Raw genomic sequence first — 20680 nt, forward strand, 5'->3', positions numbered from 1 at the left:
TCACTAGATTGCGTGAACAGAATGTGAACATTTTGTTAGATACAATCTTAAAATGAAAAAGAGAAATTTCTTTTATTAAAACATATGTGTTTTTGTTACTCTATTTTTAACCAATGTAAATTGGTAAATTGAATATATTATCTTTTTAATGCACAAGGTGTGCAGAAGTCTCCACCCATGGTTCCTTGTTCAAACAAATTACCGCATTCTGGGCAAGTCTCATAATGAATCCTGCATTTTTCGCAGACATGATCACCATTGTTGGTAAAATAATAGGCATCAGGATTCCCGCAACGAATACAACTCCCTTCAAGCTCTTCATTAAATTCTTCATATGGGAGATCGCATTCTAATACATCAAAACCACTAGCGACAATTTCTAATGTATCGGTCATAATAAAATCTTCATCCTTCTTAAAATCCACACCAAATTCAAAATTTATATAGCCACTAATAAGAGCGTCTGCATTAACATCCTTAGAATAGTTCTTGGAGAAAGATTCTCTAATAGTTAGTTCAACACCTATATTAAAAGTACCTTCAATAATAACTTGATCTTCACTAATATCAACCGATACTATATCTATCTCAGGTGAATGGTATTCCTCTATTTCCACATCTTCAATTGTGTGTGGAACAAAATCTTGTAAATCATCTCCATGTATTAGATATCTTGTTAAAACACCTTTATAGTCAAGTATCTCTTCCCAACCTTTATCCTCTACCAATCCCTCACTTATTTCATCAGCATTCATCTCCAGATAAGTAGGATGATCGACCATATTATTAATAGTTGAAACATGATTCATGAAATTAGTTAGATTCATAATTACCAATGGTTGTTCACTATATTCATTGAATTCAACAAATAACTCATCACGAGGTCTCAAGGGTGCATCATTTTTATCCAATACCCACCAGTCTTCTTTTTCATCATTAGTAATGAAAATTATTCCGCTATCTTCTTTATTAGATTGTTCTAATAACTGCTTCCATAAGATTAAATCTCCAAACTTCTCCTTCTTAGTCTTATCCGTCTTATCTTTCTCTATATCCATATAACCTGGTGGTATCCTATATTGATATCTTTGTTCACCTTCTAAATATATTTGTAGCAATTGGGTAATCTTAAAAGGCTCACCTACTCTACCACTACATATAAGTTCATCTATAAACTCTTTAACTTTATCCTCACTGAGCATTTTTTCATTTTGTTTGACTTCTTCCTTAATCGCTTCTTTATAGTTTTTTGACTCTTCTTTAATAGTTTCAATTGCTGCATGAATCTTGGCTTCAAAATCATTAACCTTTGGATACCTAAACTTGTTAAACTTGCTAAACTGCTTATCAATATCATTTTTGGTAACAAGCATTATTCTTTCTACTTCTTTAGTAACTTCTTTATACTTATTGTATTCCCGATTAATTACATCTTGGCGATTCTTTTTATACTCTTTAATAACCTGTGCCGGTAGCCAAAACTGTTCTTTGGAAATAGTATTTAATATACTGAGTATTTTGTTTGTCGTTACTGTAGAGTACCTATACAAATGTAAAAAGCCATTAGTGTCAAAAACTACTAAGGGCGAGGACTCCCATAACTCTTTGAAATCTTCAAAAGGAAATAGGTAACTCATGTCAGATAACCCCTCTTTTATGTATCGGATTAACCATAGATATAATTGGTTTATTATTCCAATTATAATGCATAGCGAATAGAAGGTTAACTCATTTTGCTTTTAAAACTGATTAACTAATTACCTTATTGTTACCTTTTGTTGCATTTTCCTTTACAAATCTCTATTTTGTATTGAAAACTAATAAAAGATGAAAAAAGAGGCTTCCCAAAAGTTCAAAGAACTCATGGAAAACCTCTAATTAAGACTCTAATTCAAGAACATTTTGTAAGATATAATTCTCTATAATTTGAGAAATGCTAACAAGGGTATTTTCAAGAATATGATTTATTTAAAATAGCCATTACTTATGATATTTTGAAGGATTTTCCCAATAATCATATTCTTCTTTAGTACAGTAAATTTCTTTTTTTCCGTTAATACCAGGGAAAAGTAGTACATATCCTTCTTTCTCTTCATCTGTTAACTCATCCCATTTTTTACGTTTTATATGTTTTCTTTTCCTAGTCTCTTTTTTTACACCTTGACTTACTACATCATCCCCTAATAAGGCTAAGCATTGTAGAATGTTTAAAAGAGTTTCTCTTTCACACATCAAAACTCTTTCCTTTTGCCCAATACCCATTTCTATTACTTTTTCCCTTAATTCATTTAATGAAGGAAGAGAATTTTCCTTGAGAAATAATAATGCCTCAGTACCTATGTCTTTCATAATATTCAACTCCATTATTAATCATTTGGAAATAAAGCAGTTAATACTAAATAATATTCAATGTAATAATATTATTATTTCAATATAACATCAATGTCGATTTCCAAAAAAATAATAGGTGAATAATTCATTAATGCGAATCTCTTAATATATAATTTCTGGTAATATATAGTTAAATATTATGATTATATTAACCAACCTAAAAATGAATGATTTATTTAACTGTTGAGCTACAATCAGCTCTTTTTTCCACAAACGGGATTGGAGGATGAATTATGATAAAAGAAATTCCATTTCAAGAAGGTAAAGTGATTTTTTTTAAAGAATCGAATCTTTGGAATGATTTATTAGAAAAGTGTAAAAGGGGAACAAGGTCAATCTATATAGCTACATATAATTTTAATTTTAGAGATAGATATGAAAAAACCTTTTACAGGGAGTTATCAAAGCTCGCTAATTTAGGGGTTGATGTTAATTTGCTATATGGAAAAATGAATTTTTCTAACGAAGATAAATTGGAGATTGAAGAAATATTTAAAAATTTCGTGTTATGTGCCGAACTTCCAACCAATCATTCAAAAATATTTATTACTGATGATTTTGCTTATATTGGCTCCGCTAATTTTAGTTTTGGAAGCAACAACAATTATGAAAGTGGTGTTATTTTTAGTAACAAAGAAATTATCATAGGAATACGAAAATATTTTTGCGAAGAGTTGCTTGATAAGAGTGAGTTTACAAATATTCCTGAACATTTTGATCCATTTTCTTTTTTACCAGGGTTATTAAATTCAGTGCAAATATTGAATAAAATTAATAAAAAGGATGACTTATATAGTGACACCAAACATGAAATGGCAGAATTACGCTTTTTAGATGAGTTAGAAGAAGATTTAGAAGCACTAGGTTATCCAGTTCCTGTCCATTTTGATTGGTGGCAGCTTTATATGAAACTTTATGAAGAAAAACACATACCGGATTATACTTTTCATGAATTTAAAAATTACCTCCACGAGATATCCTTATATTTGGTTACCGTAATTAATTTCGTTAAAGGGCAGTATGAAAGCATTGGCAGAAATGCATTATTAAAGAAAATTGGAGCGATAGAATAAAATCTGATTTTTAGAGTATGAATATATATGAATCAGAAATATAAGGTATATAAAAAAATCCAATAAACCTGTTTAGAGAATCCGATTTACTCCATATAAACAGTTTATTGGATAAATATAAATATGTGATTTAAAATTCCTTCATGATATATCTCTAAAATTGGGGTTCATTAAAGTACTCACTTCATCTCAATTCGTCTTTCAAAGGTACAATCAATTCATCTAATGTCTTTTTCCACTGACGCTTCATCTCTGGGCCATATTTCAATGGTTTTATATCTGGATGTATGGCTTTATACTTATCAAATTGCTTGCTATTAATAATTCCTCCTATGTTCGGAATAGGTTCTGTTCCTAACACATATTGAATTGCCGATAAATGCAACTCATCTTCTCCCACAAACCAAGTATTCGAAAATTCTTCTATCGTTTTATTATAGGTATTAGTGAAGAAACGTCGTTTCACTACAAGAATATCTTCCTCTGTATCTATTTCCTTACTATCAATAGCGTTTAAAATCGCACGGTACACGTCTTTAACAAATTCTGATTTATTTAGTTTTTGTAGTGCTTTTTCAATCTCATCACGGATATTCTCATTATTGGCTGAGTATGTCCCTAACAGACGGTCAATATAGGTTGAATCAATATCATAGATTTTAATCGCATTTTCCCCATAAAACTCAATATCTGAAAAATCTGGACCAGGTCTATCATAGCTTTCTTCTTCTACTAGTGAACCTTTTACCGTGTTGTATATACCAATAAATTCTTCTAAAGCTTTCACTTGTTCTTGAAGTGCTTTTGATTTCTCCATATCATCATTGTAATCATCATACGTAACTAAGGATTCATAAGCATTATTTAATTCTTGAAAAGCTTTTACAAATTCTACACGGGTTTCAATTGGTGAATACTCATTGATATCAGTTGGATTTGGAACTAACGTTATTAAGGCTTTATGGGCCTTTTTGAAACGTTTCTTCGATTCATCATAAGTTGGGTAAACAAGATTAGATTCCTCTTGTTCTTGAGAATATAATTTTGTAGCATCCTCTACATTTTGTTCCATTGTGGCTGGTTTTCGAAAGGTCACAATCAATCCTTTTGTCTTACCTGGGTAGGTGCGATTCGTTCTAGAAAAGGCTTGAATCAAATTGGCATAACTTAAATTTCGATCCACAAATAACGTTTGGATTGTTGGTGCATCAAATCCAGTTAATAAACGATCCACAACAATGACAAGATCAATTTGTTTACCAAATTCTTTAAACTCGGCCTTCTTACGAGCTAATCGATTATTTATATCGCCATTATATCGTTCAATATCCTCTAACGACCAAGCAGTGTGATAATAACTATTGTAGTCCTTAATAATTTCCTTCATATCATCTTGAATTTGTATGGAATTATCTTCGTTTTCTTGTACCGAATAGGTAATTGCAATACGAGGGAAATCTGGGTCATCAATCGTACGTCCTGTGCGTATCGGATGTTCAGCAAATTCTTTTTTCAGCCATTCGGGATTTTTGATCATTTCCTTAATTGCATGATAGTAGCGTTTCGCCATATCAATGGAACTGGTTGTTAATATGGCTGATTTCTGTGGGCGACCATTTTGAAAATCAAATTTGATATAGGCATTATCTGGCCGGAAAATCTTATGAATGACTCTTTGAATATGTTCATCACTTTCAAAAGTAGATGGTTCAATATATTTTTCTTTTTCTATTCCATCCATTTCATCGATAATATCGTTAATTTCATCATCACTAAAGTGAGCGTATTTTTCATTTCTTCGTAGTTGGTTAAAAATATAATTATTTAATGATGTTTGTTCAATTGTGTCTTCATGCTCTACTTGAAATCCCAAAACAGCACCATCAATTAACGCATTCTTAATCGTATAGGTGTGCAATACCTCCCCATACTGATCACGAGTCGTACGAGCTAATCGGCCTTTTGCTTGTTTTTTATTTACATCAAAAATTGGTGTACCCGTAAATCCAAACCAAGTTGAATTCGGAAAGTATCTCTTGATTTCTTCCATACCTTCAGAACTTAAAGCTCGATGACATTCATCCACAACAAAAACAATATGTTGTCCAAGTAATTTTTTAAAACGCTGGGTACCCTTTTGTTTTTCTTGCTTTTCGGCATGACGTAAGGCAGCATCTAATTTTTGACGAGTGGTAATAATCACCGTATTTGAATTGGCATCCGAAAGTAGAGTATCACTTAACTCCTTCGCACTTCCAGTTCCGACAATCAAACTATTAGACTTAGCATTACCAGAAGAAATGCCGGTATTAAACTCGGAAGCAAATTTAGTGAATTCAGTGGTAGTTTGATTATCCAAGTCTTTTCGGTCAATGAGCATAATTGTCCGATTAACACCTGCTTTGCGTGCTAACAACTTCGTAGAAACAAAACTTGTCAACGTCTTACCTGAACCGGTCGCATGCCAAACGTATCCGGATTCGTGTTTCATAGCAGATGTAAACAAGGCTTCAATCGCGTGTATTTGATACGGTTTTAAAACAATAATAGCTTTGTTGTCTTGATCCTCACTCACAATTGTATAATTAGCAATTAAACGATGTGCATCTGGAATATTTAAGACCTGTTTTACAAATTCATAGAGATTTTCTACTTTTTGATTGTCTTTTGTTCTCCAACTAAAGATGAATTTTTTATGCATATCTTTTGGCATTGCATTGGCAAAATAACGAGTTGTTTGTTCGTTCGATATGACAAATAACTGAAGAGTAGAAAAGATATTATTTCTAAATAGTCCTTCTTCCGCATATTTTTTTATTTGGTTATAGGCTTGGAATACACCATCTTTAGCACTAGCCTGTTTCAATTCAATTTGTACAATGGGTAACCCATTGATTAATAGTGTCACGTCAAATCGACGATTACGATCCTCAATGCATCCCTTTTGCTTTGCAATCTGATGAACAACTTCGTAAGTAGATATTCCACCACCAATGTCTTGATTGGAATATAACACTAACGACATTAAACCAAGATTTACATCTTCACGTTCAATCGTAATTCGAGCAATTCCGTTCTCCCCTTTGAGCCATCTAGCGGCATCAAAGGGTGTTTGTGTTTTCAATAATATTTCTGTTTTAATAATGTCAAATTCTTTATCAGTAATTGGATGTTCCCCTATTTCTGATAAGTTATTTTGCGTGATTATTTTAAGCAAATTATCCCATAGGTCTTCTTCTGATTTTAAATCCGGACGATAATTCCACTGATTATGACCTTCACCTAGCACTTCAATTAAGCGACGTTCTACTATTGCTTCATCGTTATGTGGTATCTTTGTCATGTTCTCCCTCTCTTCTATTTGCTTAGACAAACATCTTTTGTAAGAATGCTTTTTTCGTGTCCTTTAAGACTTCTAATTCACGTTGCTGAAGAGCAATTGTATTATCAAGTTTTCTAAAAAAATTACCAATGGATAGTTGTTCTTCATAATTTGGCATATCAACCAGAAACTTTTTCATTTCGGATGCCAAAATATGCTTGATAGTATTACCCGTCGTAATATTTTCCAATTTCTTTTTTAATTTATGCGTTTGAAACTGATAATTTAAAAAGTATGGATCAGTTTTTACTCGATAGTTTGAGAACATAATTAAAGCATGGGCAGCAGTATTATCTAATTCTTCTGGAATCACTGCTGTATGTCCAACGTGTCCAGATTGAACCATAACTAAGTCACCAGTATGAAGCCAGTTATCTTTTTGTTTCTCGTAAAATTCATCATTAATGAACACTTCTGTATTTCTATTTATCTGTCCATCCTTAACATTATTTGATTCTAAATAAAAATGACCATCTTCTACATAATAAGGTGTTGCTGTACCTACAAATGCATTTCTGATTTTCTCATAAATACTCTCTAACCTAAGCTGCTCCCAATCTTCAGTAAATCCCGGAAAGCGAACTTCTGGTACTGATTCCCCTTCTTTTGGAAACATCTTTTGTAAAAATCCCTGTTTCGCTTGTTTAAGGGTGGTTAGTTCTTGCTCATAAAAAGCGATATTCTGGTCGATTTTATTAAAAAATTCACCTATTTTATTTTGTTCTTCTAAATTAGATGGAATATTGATTTTTTTATCTAAAAGTTCGTTTTTAGTAATTCCTTTTATAGAGGTTCCTTGCACATTGTGCAACTCTTTTTGTAATTGGTTATATAATGAATAAACTCCAAACCATTCATTTACTTTAAGATTACTTAATGAGAGAAAATCTTGACTTGTTGAATAATCAAATTGCATTAATGCAATTTTCCCCACTCCAACTCTTGTCACTATAGCTATTGAATTTTGAGGTATTAATTTGGCAGCCGAATACTGCAAACCCTTTTCAGTTATTTTTTTCTTTGGGATAACACCTGAAACTTGATGCTCTTGTAAATCAGAACTTTGAATCCACGGTATTTCTCCATTCCAATATTCTTTATTTGAGGTCTTTGGTGTTCCACCTCCAAAAGTCTCTTCTGAGAAATCCATGATCTTACACTGTTTCCAAACTTCAGGAAAACCCGAAAATCGAATTTCTGGTGTATGGTTAGTTTTCACGCTTAAACACCCCTAATGCACCATTAATCCATTCAGCGTTTTTTTCATCAAATTTTAGCGAAGAAATCATATCAAATAAACTAGATTCTAGTTCTGCTTTTTCCTTTCGAATATCTTGAATTTTAGAGCCAATTGCAATCATATCAACAGGCTCCTCTTCCTCAAAGGTATCTACATACCGTGGAATGTTCAAGTTAAATTCATTTTCTTTGATTTCATCAAAGGAAGCCAAATGGGAATATTTTTCCAAATCCTCTCGCTTCTTATATGTTTCAACAATCTTATCAATATTTTCTTTAGTAAGTTTATTTTGGTTCTTCCCTTTAGTAAAATCATTACTTGCATCAATAAACAATACATCACGAGTAGTACGATTTTTCTTCAAGATGATAACTGTTGTTGGAATTGTTGTCCCGAAGAATAAGTTGGCTGGTAAACCAATAACAGCGTAAATACTGCCATCTTCTAATAATTTTTTACGAATCACACCTTCTGCCGCTCCACGAAACAGTACACCGTGTGGCAAAACAATTGCCATCGTTCCCGAATCTTTCAAATGGTAAAACCCATGTAATAAAAAAGCAAAGTCTGCTTTTGATTTCGGAGCTAACTTCCCGTAACGATTGAAACGAGAGTCATCTAAGAATGTATCATCTGAAGACCATTTTGCAGAATAAGGTGGATTCATTAGGACCGAATCAAAGGTATAAGGTTCATCTGTTGGCCAATCCTTATTCAATGTATCCCCATTATTTAAATGCATGTCTTCTTTATCCACACCATGTAGGATTAAATTCATCTTAGCTAGATTATAAGTTGTTGTATTTAATTCCTGTCCGTGATATTTCACATTATCCGGATGATTAATATAGTTTCTAATATTTAACATCAAGGAACCTGATCCCATAGTCGGATCATATACGCTAAACAATTGTTTATTTTCTTGGTCTATTGCAGCAATACGAGCCATCATGTCCGATACTGCATGAGGGGTGTAGAATTCTCCGGCTTTTTTACCAGCTTCAGAAGCAAATTGACCAATTAGGAACTCGTAGGCATCTCCAATCACATCACCATTATGCCCAATCACATCAATATCATTTAGTTTCTTAAGCACTTCTGTAATGGTAATATTTCGTTGTTGATCATCTGATCCCAGTTTTTTTGATTTCAGATCAATATCATCAAATAATCCATTGAATTGCTCATATTTCGTAGATAATTCAATAAAAGCTTTATTCAAATCATTCAACTGAAAAGTATTTTGTTTGGCTTGATTGACTAATACATTGAATAGATACTCTGGTTCAATATCGTAGCCCATAGTATCCACTAACGTTTCAACCAGGTCATTTTTTATCTCTTCATCTGCTAATAAATTTATATACAATTGAGTTTGTTTTTCTTGTGTGTTGTATTCTTCTAGCGATTCATCAGCTATTTCAACTACTTTTTCTAAAAGCTTATCAGATAAGTACTTGTAAAAAATCAAACCTAATAAGTAATTTTTATATTCTGATGCATCCATTTTGCTTCTCAAGTTATCCGCAGCACTAAATAATTTCCTATTTAATTCAGCCATGTTGTATTCCTCACCTTTTCTATTGTTGTTCTAATGTTTTCAATACTTCTAAGTAAAGTTGTTCTTCAAGATCTAGTTGTTTCTTTGCTAAAGCTTGACGCTTTCTCAAAATGAAATAAGCTTTTCCAATTTTCTTCTGTTTCTCCATACTGGGCAACTCAATTTCTAAATCTTTTAAAATCGAAGGTGTCAATTTTGGTATGTTACTTCCTTGCATAGAAATTGCCATTTGCTTTTTCATTGAATACGACTCATTTAACGCAAAACATAAATACTTACTATCCAAGTAATTATGATTAATAATCAGTTTCGCAAAGTTTTGATTTATAATTTTCCCTTGATTCAATTTACTCACTATTCCTGCCTTAGAGCTCACAAAACTAAAGAGAATTTCTCCAGGATAACTTAAATAACTTTCTTTGTGATTCGAATTCCCACTATTTGTACTAGCTTGTGAATCTAAAAATAAACCATCTAAGTCATTTATTAAATCTTCATATGAATAAGGAATTAAAGTTAAATTATCCTTTACGCTTCCTCTAGATAAGTTTCTCCCTACTTTTACTTGTAAAAGGTCGTCAATTTTCATATTTAGCCCCCTTAACGAGTAATTTATAAGAATTACTCTTTATATTCAAATGATAGCATTTATAATTTACTCTGTAAATGAATTTTATGTAATTCATTCGAATTACATAAAACAAGTCGCTTGTTAAGTACTATTTTTTCTGTTAATAATTACAGTAATATATCTGATAATATCAAGATGAAAAAGAACCCCTTGCTCAATTTACAAGGAGTTCTTAACTTAGCCATATTAATAATATATATAATCTTATGCTATGCATTGCATTATATTAATAAACTTTATTCATTGAAACCAGGGATGTTCAAATTAATTGGTCCTAGTGATCCACCAGTCTCTTGAAGTAAATCCCTGAATTCTCTTTTAGTTTCATTGTCAACCTTGTCCTCTATTTTCTCCAGATCAAACAAAATTGATTTTTTTTCTTCTATAATATTATTACAGTTAACATTTATTTTATTAGTAAGAATTGAAATGATATTAAGAAGTTGATCTTTATCTATCGATTCCATTTGCATTTGTTTTCTTTCTTCCTTTAGTATCATTTTCAAACCTTTTTTGACATTTTTCGTTATTTTGTTATGATCAAGAAATTCAATAAGTTCCCTATCTTCTTCAAAGTGAAGAGTAAAAGTATAAACTTTACGTTCCTTTCCTTTGTTAATCCCCAAAGTATTACACCTCCAGACCTATAAATCACTTGTTGGTTTTATCTAATACATTTAATCCAAATCGTAAATAGCCTTTTGCATTCGATTGTTGAGCATTTTCTATAAAACGAAAACGATTTTGAAGAGCCTCATTAGAATAAGTTTCGCTTATTGCTTTTATTAGATAATCTCTTAACCCTACAGCTCCCCCACCACAGAAAACAACCTCATTATATGACCTATCTTCTAAGCCATCTTTAGATAATTGCTCAATGATCTTATTGGAATAAGCTTGGAGCTCTTTTTCTCTTTCTTTTTCAACATTTACCGATATATTGTTAAATGATATTCTACCGTTTTTTTGTAGTTGTTCTTCAATCCCTAGAATTGGAGCATTAACTGCTCTGAAATCATCATCCCGCTCAGCTGCTTTTTTTACTTTTAACCATACAGATTTAAGTCCTAGTATTTGTGCTTTTTCTCCTGGAATTAACCTTTGTATCTGACAAAAGTCAGTAGTCCCGTGGCCAATATCCACATACATCAAGTTTTTCTTACTAACTTGAACAGCAAAATGGGGATCTGCCTCTCCTCTTTCGTTAAGTAGTTCTGAATAGTATGTACTTTCGCCTTGGGCTATAACCGCTACTTCATTAATAGTAAAAGTCCTGCCATTAACGGTATGCGTTCCTTTTAATTGCTTTTGAATAGATTCTGTAACCAAAAGATTTCCAACGTGTTTTGTTGGCACCCCCGTTACCGCATAAATTAGTTCTTGTGTATCTACACCTTGTATTAATTGCCGGTAGATAGCAATTAGACATTCAATCTTATAATTTGTTTTTCTATATCTTGATGGATCGTCCATACTAGATGAATCTTGATTAGATGCTTGAAGTGGCAATCCTACTCGATAATAAAGTTTTTTCCCTTCTTCAATCACTTCATAGACATCTACATATTTTTGACCATCAAATGGATTAAAAGCTTGGCCCTCTTCCACAGTTGTCAATGTGTTTAGGTATACATCCGGTTTACTAAGTGGACTGGAACTAACACTTTTCACATAAGAATTTCCTGATTCAAAGCCAATAAAAATAGTCATTATATATCTCCCCTTATCAAAATAAAATTTTATAGTTTTCATAGCAAATAACTATAATGCGGAATGACTATTTATTAATTTATGGTTTTTGTATTAATCCCTTTATTTATTTAAGGAAATTTTTATAGTATTTATAGTTTTTGATAAAAAGTCAAATTAAGAACTTAATTACTCTTATTATATTAATTTTTCATTACTGTCATTGGATAAGACATGTTAATGAAAATATATAGTGCAATTAATTGAAGTAGCACATCGTATTAAATTTGGTGTGTTAATTATTTTTTTAGTATGCTGATCAGTCAATTTAATCCTTTAGTAGAGGCTAGAAAGTTAATTCATATCCAATACGCTGCTTTTCATTTATTTTAATAGTTACTATTATGTAAAAAATAAAAAGAATCCGCATAAAGCGAATTCCAATAAATTCTTTTAATCATGTCTTTCATTGTAAGCCCAATTGGAGCCGTCATCATCATACTCTATGTCTTGTTCAGAATAACCAGGATCAGAATCAATAATACTGGCTTTGTAGTAAATAAATTTTTTTATAAATTCTTATTTTGAATAAATCTCCGTGCATAATCTTCAGCAGTTGTATAGCTATGGATAATATTGATATTCTCCTGATTATACATTGCTTTATTCGTCCAATTGTATGATCCATTGATTGTAGTTTTTAAGTCAATCACACAAAATTTATCATGTAAGATATTATTTCGATAGAACCCAAATCTATTTACCCTATATGTCTCAAAAAAGGATTCAAATTCAAAACCAGTTTCATTGTTAGTATCATCGTTATTAATAATAATTTGAACATTAACACCTTGAGCAGCCTTTTCCTTTAACTTTTCAAATAGAATTCTATCAGTAAACCATGCAACAGAAACCCAAATGATAAATTGAGCTTGCTCTAGTTGTTCTAGTATGTCACGTTGGATATTTTCAAACGATGCACGGATTTCTAATTTTTCCTCGGGTATTAATCCTTCTCCTGTTATTATATATTCATCTTGATCATTCTTTTCAAATTTGTACCCACAATACCTTATAATCTCATTCATGGGTTCTACTAAACTAGAATAGATATCAATCTCAATTTCAAGATTTGTTCGAGAAAAAACAATATTATTTAGAAATAACTCAAGTTGTTTAGATTCATTGATTTGCTTTAGTTTGTCTAAAGTATAATCTTTTCTGGAAGGGAATCCTTTTCCATAAACATCTCTACTACCAAATCTATTGAACATATCTACTAATTCTGGACCTGACCGATAATACACTTCATTTATGAAGGGTACTAATTGTTTTAATGCAACCTCATCTAATTTCATATTATTCCACCCCCTTTCATTTCTACTATAATACAAACAAAATCTTAAGCAAGATTTTTTATACATTTTTAGAAATAAAAGGAAATAAAATTCTTCCAAACCATTATCAATAATACCAATTAATAATACAGCTGCAATTTGCTTTTTAGTGACAGTGAACGGTTCATGTTAGTAATGCTGCTTTTTGTTGAGCCATAGAATGAACTTAAAATAAAAAGTTGATATTGTTCATAGATAATTAGAACATTATTCCAAGTCTATATGGATCAACTGATATTTTTAAAAATAGTATGAGGAAAAACAAAGTAGTTAGGGGAGATTATTGTTTGTGATATTAATAGGGGTATTTAGACAAAACCCATAAAATTTTACTAATAGTTAGTACCCTACTAAATATAAAGAACCTTACAGCTAGAAGGAAAGTAACATTCTTTCTAAGAAAGGGAACTATATTTCTATATCATCTAGTTATAACTAAATATAGTTCCTTTTCTTAAAAATCATCATCAAACTCTTGTGCCACATAGTATTGAAAAATTTAATAGGTTCAAAAGTCAAAAAGAGAGGAATTTACCCTCTCTTTATATAAATAAACTGTAGTTTATGCCCCTCATATGTTTTTCTATCCAAACCTATTTGATCAGCAAGAACTTTCGTCAGTTTTAATTCCTTTAAATCTAATTCTTCTAGAATACCGTGCTTTCCATAAAGGAAAATATCAATCGTTTTTTCTTTCTCTTTTTTAGTAACATATTTTGTTTCGTAGTTTATCATTAGTCTTAACTTGGGTTTGGTTATATCTCTTTTGAAGAAATACCCTTTATTTTCAAGTTCCTTCTTAATCAAGGTAAGAAGCTTCTTTTTTATTCTTATGTAGTACTTATCAATTTTTCTGTCATCACGGAACAGCTGATTTGCTACCTCTTCACCTTGGTGAATGATCATTGCATTTTTACCTCTATGAACTGTATTCTTAAATCCGCTTTCTGATAACTCAATTGCTTTTTGATTAATAATTGTTTCCATCTCGAAAAAATCATTCATTGAATAGAAGGAAATCAATTCTTTTTTATATTTTTTCCCGGACGGGTGAACAACATAAGATAATTCTTTTGCTTTGTTTAAAATCGTACCAGGGATTTTATCCGTGTCTATTTGCTTGATAAATCCTAACAACTCCAGTTCTTTTACTAGGTAAAAGATTCTTTTCTTTTCTTTTTCAATATCCCTAACTTTTGCATCTTCATTTAACATCAATTCTGCTATGTGCGAGAAACTAATCCAAAATATCGAGTTTTCATCAATATTTATATCTCTTAATCTTGAATTAGCGTAAAAAGATAAGTGTCTAAGCACCATTTCCCTTCTAGAACGGTAAACGTTCTTAATAGGATTTCCGTTTCTATCTAAAACAAGGTCCCCACCAACCATACGGGTGTTTCCCTCATGGTCCTTTTTTTCTATTTGATTAATCTTTTTATAACGTACCACTTTTGCAAAGAATTTTCGATACAAAGTTGGATATTTGGTTTCCATTACCCCATCATCAAACATCTCTACAATCCATTTTTGATTTCGTTTATATTTTGTAGATTCTTTAATGTAGAACTCACTTTCTACAATTTTTATCCCAAATTCAGTGGCCAATTCTTCTATAACCTCCCTAAATTTAGTACGGTCTCCGTCCTTTTCTAATTCAATATATAAATCTATTAAGCTTATTGATCTTTTACATCCAAAGCATCCATATAGATGGTGTCCATTGTATACCCCTGACCGAGCTGATGGATTTTTATCGTTATGGAGCACACAAGAGAAATTTTCTGTATAGCTAAAATCTGGGTAAATCTCTGTTATTTCTTGCTGCTTAATATAATCAATTGCATCTATAAAAATCATTTCATCTTTAAAATTAACAGTTTTTCGAACGATAGGAAGTTTTTTTTGAGGACTTTTAGAAGTTTCTTGAGGATTTAATTTGTTGTAGGATAATTGAGGTTCATTAGATAAGAACATTTCTTTCATTTGTTCTTTGGTTACAAAGGAAGAAGGATATTGAATAGTATTTACCATTGAAGGAATACCCTTATTATGGAAGAAACCAGAAACTCGAGCAGGTTGAGCACCTTGTTTGAATGCTATATCCGCTCCAAATTTCTTAATGATTCCTCTTTGTATCTCTTCATATTCACTTTCATTATACTCCTGTTTATATTCATATATGTAAAAACCTCTAAATCCATTGGGGCTTTCATTAATTAAACATTGTTCTATATCTTTACGATAATTCTCTAAAAATTGTTGCTTCAGTCGATCTATTTCATTTACGGTACGATAAGCCTTAACTGAAAAAGGGCGATTCTTTCTACTTAAAGAATAAATATTAACTGAATCAGAATCAATATCAGGCCTATTTTTTAGTTCTAATTCAATTTCTTCTGCATCTTCTCTTGTTTGAACATCATAAACCTCTTTACCACAATCATAATCCCAAGTATGTGCATATACATTTCTAATATTCGATTTGCGATGAGCCAAGTTAGGTAAAATATAAATAGCATATCCTTTTTTGTTTAAAACCTCTAAATCAAACCACCGATCCTTAGTTCCTTCCTGAAGCAACTTGATTTTTCCACTATTTTCAATTTGTTCTTTTAATTGTCGCTTGTTTATAACTAAATTAACTGCATTGTTAAAACCAAATTGCTTCCAACATGCTTCACTGGATAGTTGTTCGTGTCGCAAGCGGAAGCATAATTGTTCTTCATCTGTTCCAAAATAATCAATAAAATCCCTAAACTCTTTCCAATTCAAAAACACATCACCCCAAATTTAAAATTAAATCAGATTAATACTTATCATTAGATAAAGGGTTCATTTGCAGTATTCTTCCTTTAAAAGCAATCTATTTTTGTTTTCTAACTTGATATAACTCGTTATAAACCTTCCAAATAGCTCTTGTCTTTTATCTAAAAAGCGTTTCTTGATTGACCCCTTACACTTTTGCAATTATAAATCTCTAATTAGTCCTATACATTTTTTTCTATCCCTTCTTTAATTCAAAAGCATTCTATTCTTTTTTATTTGTTGAAAACAAGGTTTATGGAATCTTTTTTTATTTTTTTAAAAGAGTCTTTTTTGGAATCTTTATCTTTATAGATATTATTAATTTTTTGGGCGGAATTAAAAAAGCTGTTACCAATAACGGCAACAACTACATTCTTTATAAACATCTAACATATTGTACATACTATTAGTTCTTATAGCAGTGCAGTCCACCTACAAAGTAAAATCAATATTTAATAGATAAATCTAGTATATTTGCTTCGATTGGTATTCTCTTAGTCTTCTATAGAAAGTAGACCGACTCATTTTAGATGCAGCACATGCTTGTTTAACAGTGTACTTACCCGACTCATATTTTTCAATGGCATCCTTTACTTGATCTTTATTAAATTCCTTTTTTCTTCCTGTATATTTTTCAGGATTATTTGCACGAGCGATTGCTATTCCTTCCTTCTGGCGTTTTAACAATTTTAATCTTTCAGTCTCAGCAATGGCTAGATACATATACAGCATATTGTACCCATTTGCTCTAACTATAACATCGTCGCTCTCTGTCATAGTATTCATCCATTGATAATCAAGAAAAATTAAACGAATACCTTTTTTTTGGAACCAAGCGAGCTCCTGCATTCCGGAATCATAACTTCTTCCTAAGCGATCCAATTCGTGAAAGACTAGCGTATCTGATTCTTTTAAAATGGATTTTAATTTTTGATATTCTGGTCTTTCAAAATTCTTTCCAGACATTTTATCAATAAAGATATTTTCCTCTGGTACACCATAATCGAGTAATGATATCTTTTGTCTGGTCGCCGACTGAATCCTAGATGACACTCTCCCATATCCATAAATACCCATAATTATAAATTTTCCTTTCTACATAACTATTACTTTATGAGACAAACTTTTGACACACTTTAGAACCCTAATGTTCGTTTTTTAAACTGTCTAAAAATTTGTTTCGCTGAGTTTACTCTATTGACACAGCCTCTGCTCTTAGATATTAATTTTATATATTTTAATTGATATTTCTGTACTAAAAGGAAAATAATAAAATTTATTTTAGCACTGACTCATCCTCCCCTTCCAAATATAATTGTCTTTAAATATCAAAGCCGGCACATTATATTCTTTAAGTTTTTAAAAAACAATGGTTTTGATGAAAAAGTTAATTTATATAAAATAATTTTAATTTCCCCTTGTTTTTTTAAAATTTATAGAATTTAATTCCTACACCTTAGCTAGGGCAATTAAAACGAATGGGGATAAAATAAATGAGCTTGAATAAACAATTAAAGTTAGTAAATGGTGACGTATTTAATGAGATTAAAAAGATTGATAGTAATTCAATACACTTGATTTGTACTGATCCACCTTTCTTTATATCTAGAAAAACGAATTTTAAAAATGGTGGAGGTAATCAAAAAAAATTTGGGTCTATATCTATGGAATTTGGCGGTTGGGATTTAGATAAAAATAGTTTTGATTGGCTAACTTTGTTAAAGGAATTTAAAAGGGTTCTAGTACCAGGAGGAACAATGATAATTTTTTATGATTTTTTTAAAATGAGTGATATCGCTGTGATTGCTGAGCAGCTCAAATTAAAACAGCCGAGAATTGGCTATTGGGAAAAATCTAACCCAGTTCCACTTAATGCAAAAGTTAATTACTTACCGAATTCAAGAGAGTTTTTTATCTCATTAACTAAGGGAAGTAAAAGAACGTTTAATTCCTATTATGATAAAGCTTCATACATAGCTCCTATAGTTGGTAAGAAAGCAAGAATCCACCCTTGTCAAAAACCAGTTGCTGTTCTCGAAGAAATTATTGCAACGAATACTAATGAAGGTGAAACAGTATTGGACTGTTTTATGGGTTCAGGATCAACTGGACAAGCCGCCTTAAAGCTAAATCGCAATTTTATTGGTTTTGAAATAGATAATGACTACTTTAATAAAGCGGCGACTATTTTGTATAGAAATAATGCATCTTAAAAAGCGTAGCCATTTTAGCACAATATTTTGATGACACAGTTCTTTAAATTCACCTTGTATCTAACAGTCATATAAATTTAGCCAATTAAAGGTTAGCCTAAATACAGAAAAAGCAACGATTAAAATCGTTGCTTTTTCCTTTATAACAAACTATCAAACATGAAAAATATATCCACCATAAAGAACTGGAAGCTTTACATTATCATTTATTGCTCAGTACTTCGTTTGTCTCTTTTGCTATTCTGTCAAACAAATTTCGCTTTAACCAATATATTTTATCAGGGACCATATTAACGTCACAACGTTTTAAAAACACAACATCCTGATAACCCCTAATGGTATTTACTAAAGAATCAGTGTTTCTCGGAAAGCTTTCAACATCGGCTATCACTTTCGGTAAAACTTTTTCTAATGATTCATATCGATGCTTATGCCCATTAGCTGTTTCAATCAGGTGCAAGATTAAAGGAAAAGATGGAACTAAAAAGGAAATTATTAAAGTTTGAGTAGGTAAGTTGATTATAAAGCAAGTTCCCATTAAAATTACAATGTACAGAGTAAGGGTCCATTTTAGAATGTTTTTATATAACTTCCTTTGTTCAGTATCCCAAATAATGTTTGTTTTTTGAGCTAATAAAACATTTAAACAATGATTTTCACTTTTTAATCCAGGATACCAATTTTTAAGATTTTCCTCTTTTTCCTGTGATTTTTCCTTCAAGCTCATTATCCTTTCAATTGGAATCTTCTCACCGACTAAAAGGTTATTCCAAGAAATTTGAAATAAATCCACATCAAACTGTTCCTGAATTTTTGCCGCATCTTTTACCATACTTTTTTCACTCTCAATAAAGAAAAGCCTGTTAAGGACTAGCCAAACTCCAGCTATGAAAGCTATTCCTTCCTTAAAATCAGGAAAAAATTTCAAGGTCAAAATACTAATGATAGGGAGTAGTACTGTTATAATAACTCTAAAGAATCTTAATTTTTTTGCTCTTCCATACAAAATTCGCATAGCGGCCAAAAGTCGCAATGATTCAGGTTTATTTTGTTTTATAGCAATAGAGATTTCACCCATAATCAGGAAACTCACTTCCAAAAACTTTCTTCCATTCATCGTGGGCTGCTTTATGATCATTTTCAGCCACAAAATTAATAGCATTTTGTGCACATGTATATGCCTTTGTAGCTGCTCCAGAGAAGTTCTGCATGGTTTCAAAAGAAAGTGAATTTAAATCTCCTTGAATTCCTTTGGGGTCATAACAGCTATAATAAATGCTGTTTCTTAAATCATAAAAAACATCTCTTAAAGCCAACTGGTCAGAAGAAGATACCTCATTAGTATCAAAATAATTTAAAACTAAGTTTTCTAACAGGTACGAGCCGATGCTCGGTACAGATGATCTTTTTTGCCAATACTTAATAAGCCTTATAATCCTTAATACTTTCCCGTTCCTTTTTTGATTTATATCAGTTGCTCTTTTAGCATCTATCCTTGGATCAGTTTTTTTCCATTTACCGTTGCCATCAGGAATTAGATAGTATGATCTTTGAAAGCTATCAGTAGCCGTTAAAAAAGCAGGAACTATATCAAAATTCCAATCATAGCTAGTTAGTTTAAGTGTTATAGCTTCTTGATTCCGTTTTATATCTGCCCTAGAATATTGCGGGACATTCTGTACAGAGCTTTTTATTTTATTTAATAACTTAATCGAGTTTAAGGTATAGTCATCATTCGTCAAACGTCTTAATTTAGTTGCTGTCTCAGGAACGGATATAGTTATTTCACCATTGAAACTCGTGCTATATGTACTTCCGTTTGCTGAAAAGACTATAATAAAATCAATATCATCTAACGGGCGAATTTTTGTTCGCCTAGCAAACGAACCCATTTGGACATTGTTTTCTTTAGTATAAACTTCAGGAAAGTACTCATCGCTAATTTCAAATCCTTCAATTTTTCCAACCAACCAATCTCGGCTGCTTCTTGCTGTTCCTAACCTAGTTGGATCTAGATCAACACAGTTCTTAGAAAAATCGCTAATAGATGTAGAGATATTTTTTGCCATCGAGTTACCCCTCCCTTTTACCAAATTATAACAATATTCTCACTTAAATACTAGCTTTCAATCAAACTCCCTAAAAACAGAAACACTCTTAATTTACATCTATATATTAATTAATCACCTATTAACACTTAAATCTATAAATTAAAAAACAAATTAGCATATATTAGATTGACTTCAAAAAACATTAAAAATAAACAAATAACGTTTATTTAATAGGTGATTACTG

General features: G+C 31.3%; 15 protein-coding genes. 2 read left to right on the plus strand and 13 right to left on the minus strand.

Annotated elements, in window-relative coordinates; genetic code table 11:
• Positions 1-137: 137 nt before the first annotated feature.
• Positions 138-1637 carry a PIN-like domain-containing protein gene (locus AC4D4A_RS16185; RefSeq protein WP_490996833.1) on the minus strand — a complete coding sequence of 500 codons (1500 nt, stop codon included), beginning with the start codon at positions 1635-1637 and terminating at the stop codon, positions 138-140.
• A 343-nt stretch (positions 1638-1980) separates the two neighbouring features.
• Positions 1981-2349: a hypothetical protein gene (locus AC4D4A_RS16190; RefSeq protein ID WP_490996834.1), complete on the minus strand. Its 369-nt coding sequence runs from the start codon at positions 2347-2349 to the stop codon at positions 1981-1983.
• A gap of 275 nt (positions 2350-2624) precedes the next feature.
• Here AC4D4A_RS16190 and AC4D4A_RS16195 point away from each other — a divergent pair, with 275 nt between their 5' ends.
• Positions 2625-3464 (plus strand): phospholipase D-like domain-containing protein, encoded by an 840-nt coding sequence (locus tag AC4D4A_RS16195; RefSeq protein WP_490996835.1) that lies wholly within the window; start codon positions 2625-2627, stop codon positions 3462-3464.
• Between the two features lie 184 nt (positions 3465-3648).
• On the opposite strand, the gene AC4D4A_RS16200 is transcribed toward AC4D4A_RS16195, so the two are convergent.
• The 9 genes from AC4D4A_RS16200 to AC4D4A_RS16240 all read right to left on the minus strand — a co-directional run bounded on the left by AC4D4A_RS16200 (position 3649) and on the right by AC4D4A_RS16240 (position 17249).
• Positions 3649-6807: a type I restriction endonuclease subunit R gene (locus tag AC4D4A_RS16200; protein ID WP_490996836.1), complete on the minus strand. Its 3159-nt coding sequence runs from the start codon at positions 6805-6807 to the stop codon at positions 3649-3651.
• A gap of 22 nt (positions 6808-6829) precedes the next feature.
• Entirely contained in the window at positions 6830-8065 is a 1236-nt protein-coding gene (locus tag AC4D4A_RS16205) for a restriction endonuclease subunit S (RefSeq protein ID WP_490996837.1), read from the minus strand.
• On the minus strand, positions 8055-9647 hold the full coding sequence (locus tag AC4D4A_RS16210; protein WP_490996838.1) for a type I restriction-modification system subunit M: 1593 nt from the start codon (positions 9645-9647) through the stop codon (positions 8055-8057). Before AC4D4A_RS16210 ends, AC4D4A_RS16205 begins: the two co-directional genes overlap by 11 nt.
• 19 nt (positions 9648-9666) lie before the next feature.
• Positions 9667-10236, minus strand: coding sequence for a restriction endonuclease subunit S (locus AC4D4A_RS16215; RefSeq protein WP_490996839.1), 570 nt, complete (start codon positions 10234-10236; stop codon positions 9667-9669).
• Between the two features lie 278 nt (positions 10237-10514).
• A complete protein-coding gene (locus tag AC4D4A_RS16220; protein ID WP_490996840.1) occupies positions 10515-10904 on the minus strand; it encodes a hypothetical protein in 390 nt (129 codons plus the stop codon).
• A gap of 25 nt (positions 10905-10929) precedes the next feature.
• Positions 10930-11988 carry a ParM/StbA family protein gene (locus tag AC4D4A_RS16225; RefSeq protein ID WP_490996841.1) on the minus strand — a complete coding sequence of 353 codons (1059 nt, stop codon included), beginning with the start codon at positions 11986-11988 and terminating at the stop codon, positions 10930-10932.
• A 548-nt stretch (positions 11989-12536) separates the two neighbouring features.
• Positions 12537-13325 carry a phospholipase D-like domain-containing protein gene (locus AC4D4A_RS16230; RefSeq protein ID WP_490996842.1) on the minus strand — a complete coding sequence of 263 codons (789 nt, stop codon included), beginning with the start codon at positions 13323-13325 and terminating at the stop codon, positions 12537-12539.
• Positions 13326-13895: 570 nt separating this feature from the next.
• Positions 13896-16139 carry a CHC2 zinc finger domain-containing protein gene (locus tag AC4D4A_RS16235; RefSeq protein WP_490996843.1) on the minus strand — a complete coding sequence of 748 codons (2244 nt, stop codon included), beginning with the start codon at positions 16137-16139 and terminating at the stop codon, positions 13896-13898.
• A gap of 498 nt (positions 16140-16637) precedes the next feature.
• Positions 16638-17249: a recombinase family protein gene (locus AC4D4A_RS16240; protein ID WP_490996844.1), complete on the minus strand. Its 612-nt coding sequence runs from the start codon at positions 17247-17249 to the stop codon at positions 16638-16640.
• A 416-nt stretch (positions 17250-17665) separates the two neighbouring features.
• Here AC4D4A_RS16240 and AC4D4A_RS16245 point away from each other — a divergent pair, with 416 nt between their 5' ends.
• On the plus strand, positions 17666-18385 hold the full coding sequence (locus tag AC4D4A_RS16245) for a DNA-methyltransferase (protein WP_490996845.1): 720 nt from the start codon (positions 17666-17668) through the stop codon (positions 18383-18385).
• Between the two features lie 202 nt (positions 18386-18587).
• Here the strand turns inward: AC4D4A_RS16245 and AC4D4A_RS16250 are convergent, their stop codons facing one another.
• Both AC4D4A_RS16250 and AC4D4A_RS16255 read right to left on the minus strand, forming a co-directional pair.
• Positions 18588-19502 (minus strand): S-4TM family putative pore-forming effector, encoded by a 915-nt coding sequence (locus AC4D4A_RS16250; RefSeq protein ID WP_490996846.1) that lies wholly within the window; start codon positions 19500-19502, stop codon positions 18588-18590.
• Positions 19456-20454, minus strand: a complete 999-nt coding sequence (locus AC4D4A_RS16255) for a hypothetical protein (RefSeq protein ID WP_490996847.1) — start codon at positions 20452-20454, stop codon at positions 19456-19458. The genes AC4D4A_RS16250 and AC4D4A_RS16255 overlap by 47 nt, the downstream gene beginning before the upstream one ends.
• Between the last annotated feature and the right edge of the window lie 226 nt (positions 20455-20680).

It is taken from the genome of Pradoshia sp. Z5_111, from assembly GCF_058267535.1.

Bases quoted from the DNA above. Each gene is read 5' to 3' on its own strand.
- AC4D4A_RS16240 (WP_490996844.1), bottom strand. From the start codon at position 17,249: ATGGGTATTTATGGATATGGGAGAGTGTCATCTAGGATTCAGTCGGCG.
- AC4D4A_RS16225 (WP_490996841.1), bottom strand. From the start codon at position 11,988: ATGACTATTTTTATTGGCTTTGAATCAGGAAATTCTTATGTGAAAAGT.
- AC4D4A_RS16195 (WP_490996835.1), top strand. From the start codon at position 2,625: ATGATAAAAGAAATTCCATTTCAAGAAGGTAAAGTGATTTTTTTTAAA.
- AC4D4A_RS16190 (WP_490996834.1), bottom strand. From the start codon at position 2,349: ATGAAAGACATAGGTACTGAGGCATTATTATTTCTCAAGGAAAATTCT.
- AC4D4A_RS16245 (WP_490996845.1), top strand. From the start codon at position 17,666: ATGAGCTTGAATAAACAATTAAAGTTAGTAAATGGTGACGTATTTAAT.
- AC4D4A_RS16250 (WP_490996846.1), bottom strand. From the start codon at position 19,502: ATGAATGGAAGAAAGTTTTTGGAAGTGAGTTTCCTGATTATGGGTGAA.
- AC4D4A_RS16215 (WP_490996839.1), bottom strand. From the start codon at position 10,236: ATGAAAATTGACGACCTTTTACAAGTAAAAGTAGGGAGAAACTTATCT.
- AC4D4A_RS16255 (WP_490996847.1), bottom strand. From the start codon at position 20,454: ATGGCAAAAAATATCTCTACATCTATTAGCGATTTTTCTAAGAACTGT.
- AC4D4A_RS16200 (WP_490996836.1), bottom strand. From the start codon at position 6,807: ATGACAAAGATACCACATAACGATGAAGCAATAGTAGAACGTCGCTTA.
- AC4D4A_RS16230 (WP_490996842.1), bottom strand. From the start codon at position 13,325: ATGAAATTAGATGAGGTTGCATTAAAACAATTAGTACCCTTCATAAAT.
- AC4D4A_RS16210 (WP_490996838.1), bottom strand. From the start codon at position 9,647: ATGGCTGAATTAAATAGGAAATTATTTAGTGCTGCGGATAACTTGAGA.
- AC4D4A_RS16185 (WP_490996833.1), bottom strand. From the start codon at position 1,637: ATGAGTTACCTATTTCCTTTTGAAGATTTCAAAGAGTTATGGGAGTCC.